This is a genomic window from Saccharothrix sp. CB00851, assembly GCF_001905065.1.
GTDB lineage: Bacteria > Actinomycetota > Actinomycetes > Mycobacteriales > Pseudonocardiaceae > Actinosynnema.
Window position 1 is genome coordinate 1 of record NZ_LWLC01000063.1, and the last position, 2,608, is coordinate 2,608.

The following is a 2,608-nucleotide window of genomic DNA, read 5'->3' on the forward strand; positions in this document are numbered from 1 at the left end:
GCGCCCGCCAAGCCTGCCCGGCTTCGACCAGCCTAAAGCACCCGAACCCATGTCAAATCGAGCCTCTGCGGTCGGGTTCCGGGTCCGTTGTGGTCCCGTGTGTCGAACGTTCAGGACGGGTGTGTCCTACGTTCGGAACGGGTGTGTCCTACGTTCGGGACGCGTGAGTTGAACACTCAGGGCGCGAGAGTCGTACGTTCAGCGCGCGAGAGTCGTACGTTCGGGGCACCTGAGTTCTGCGTTCGGGTTGGTGGTGGGGGCCACATCGGGCGTTCGGGGGAACCGGGGAGTTCGGGTTGGCGTTGGTCGTGGCATGAAGAAGGTTGCCGCTGCGTTGCTCGCTCTTTCGGCTGGTGCTGTCGCCTGGGCGGCGCGGGATGTGCCGTTGGCGTTGGGTGGGAAGCCGGACGGGGAGCGGGTGCGGCGGTCGCCTCGGTATCGCGATGGGAAGTTCCACAACGGTTCGCCGACGCGGACGATGCCCGAAGGTGCCGCTGGGACGGTGCGGGAGATGTTGTTCGGTGGGCAGCAGCGGCGGCCGGTGGGGGAGGTGCCGTTGGTGCCGCCCGTTCCGGGAGCGGCGGACGGGTTGCACATCACTTGGTACGGGCACGCGTCGACGTTGGTGGAGATCGACGGGGCGCGGGTGTTGATCGACCCCGTGTGGAGTGATCGGTGTTCGCCGTCGCCGGTGGTCGGTCCCCGGCGGTTGCACCCGGTGCCGCACCAGTTGCACGAGGTGGGGCGGGTGGATGCGGTGGTGATTTCGCACGACCACTACGACCACCTCGACCTGCCGACGGTGCGGGCGCTGGAACGGGACACGGACGCGGTGTTCGTGGTGCCGCTCGGGATCGGGGCACACCTGCGGCGGTGGCACGTGCCCGAGTACCGGATCGTGGAGCTGGACTGGGACGAGTCGCACGAGGTGGCCGGCGTCACGTTGGTCGCCACGGAGGCGCAGCACTTCTCCGGGCGGGGCTTTCAGCGGGACAACACGTTGTGGGCGTCGTGGGTGTTGAAGGGCCCGGAGCACCGCGTCTACTACAGCGGCGACACCGGCTACTTCGACGGTTACAAGAGGATCGGTGAGGAGCACGGGCCGTTCGACGCTTCCCTGGTCCAGATCGGTGCGTACGGGCCGGGCTGGCCGGACATCCACATGACGCCGGAGGAGGGCGTGGCGGCGCACCGGGACGTGCGGGGCGGCCTGTTGATCCCCGTGCACTGGGCGACGTTCAACCTGGCCTTCCACGAGTGGTCCGAGCCGGTGGACCGGGTGTGGCGCGAGGCGAAGGCGCACGACGTGCCGTTGGCGGTGCCGCGGCCCGGTGAGCGGGTCGACGTGGCGCAGCCGCCGGCGGTGGACGGGTGGTGGCAGGCGCTGATGGTGGGACGATGAGCCGGTGACCAGGATTGTCGCGGGCGCCGCCGGTGGCCGCAGGCTGCAAGTGCCGCCACGGGTGACCCGTCCGACGTCCGACCGGGTGCGCGAGGCGTTGTTCAGCTCGTTGGAGGCGTTGGTCGACCTCGACGGCGCGGTGGTGCTGGACCTGTACGCGGGGTCGGGTGCGCTCGGGTTCGAGGCGTTGTCGCGGGGTGCGGTGAGGGCCACGTTCGTGGAGTCCGACAAGCGGGCTGCCGAAGTCTTGAAGAGCAACGCCAAGGTGGTCGGACTGCCCGGCGTCACGGTGGTGAACCGGACCGCGGAGGCCGCGGTGGGCAGCGGGACGGAGGTGGCGTGCGACGTGGTGTTCGCCGATCCGCCCTACGCGGTGACCGACGAACAGCTCAACCGGCTCCTCGCGTCGCTGGTCACCCACGGTTGGACGAAACCGGGGTCGCTGATCATCGTGGAACGCGGTGCGCGCAGTCCCGAACCGATTTGGCCAACCGCGGTGGAATCCTTGCGCAGCAAGCGATACGGCGACACCACGCTGCACTGGGCCGAACAGGTTGACGCCTACGGGTGATGCCGACCACGCACCTGAGTGGATGCGTCCGATCGGGTGCTACCGTCCGAAACCATGACGCGTGCCGTGTGCCCCGGCTCCTACGACCCGGCCACCAACGGACACCTGGACATCATCGGCAGAGCGGCGAAGCTCTTCGACGAAGTCGTCGTCGCCGTGCTCATCAACAAGAACAAGAAGACCCTGTTCTCGGTCGAGGAGCGCACGGAGATGCTGCGCGAGGTGACCGCGCAGTGGCCCAACGTCCGCGTCGACTCCTGGCACGGCCTGCTGGTCGACTACTGCCGCGAGAACGACATCAAGGCCATCGTCAAGGGCCTGCGCGCGGTCAGCGACTACGACTACGAGCTGCAGATGGCGCAGATGAACCACCAGCTCTCCGGCGTCGACACCCTGTTCATGCCGACGAACCCGATCTACAGCTTCCTGGCCAGCTCCCTGGTCAAGGACGTGGCCACCTACGGCGGCGACGTGAGCAGCCTGCTGCCGCCCAGCATCAAGGACCGGCTCGCGGCACGGCTCGCTGAGGGTCGCTGAGCGGTCACGTTCCGTTAACGTCAGGACCGTCTGCTCGTCGCCCGGTGTGGTTACAGATCTTGAAAGGCCAGCATTACGGTGGTTCCGGTTCGAGGTCC

At 68.0% G+C, this 2,608-nt stretch carries 3 protein-coding genes; all 3 read left to right on the forward strand.

Going from position 1 to position 2,608, the window contains the following annotated elements:
• The first annotated feature begins 313 nt into the window (after positions 1–313).
• The 3 genes from A6A25_RS38530 to coaD are packed head-to-tail and all read left to right on the forward strand — an operon-like array spanning position 314 to position 2,510.
• Positions 314–1,402 carry an MBL fold metallo-hydrolase gene (locus A6A25_RS38530; RefSeq protein ID WP_073898989.1) on the forward strand — a complete coding sequence of 363 codons (1,089 nt, stop codon included), beginning with the start codon at positions 314–316 and terminating at the stop codon, positions 1,400–1,402.
• Positions 1,403–1,406: 4 nt separating this feature from the next.
• Positions 1,407–1,973 (forward strand): 16S rRNA (guanine(966)-N(2))-methyltransferase RsmD, encoded by a 567-nt coding sequence (gene rsmD / locus A6A25_RS38535; RefSeq protein ID WP_073898991.1) that lies wholly within the window; start codon positions 1,407–1,409, stop codon positions 1,971–1,973.
• A 54-nt stretch (positions 1,974–2,027) separates the two neighbouring features.
• A complete protein-coding gene (gene coaD / locus A6A25_RS38540) occupies positions 2,028–2,510 on the forward strand; it encodes a pantetheine-phosphate adenylyltransferase (RefSeq protein ID WP_073898993.1) in 483 nt (160 codons plus the stop codon).
• Positions 2,511–2,608: the final 98 nt, after the last annotated feature.

Coding starts and splice junctions, on each gene's coding strand:
- A6A25_RS38530 (WP_073898989.1), top strand. CDS start 314: ATGAAGAAGGTTGCCGCTGCGTTGCTCGCTCTTTCGGCTGGTGCTGTC.
- coaD (WP_073898993.1), top strand. CDS start 2,028: ATGACGCGTGCCGTGTGCCCCGGCTCCTACGACCCGGCCACCAACGGA.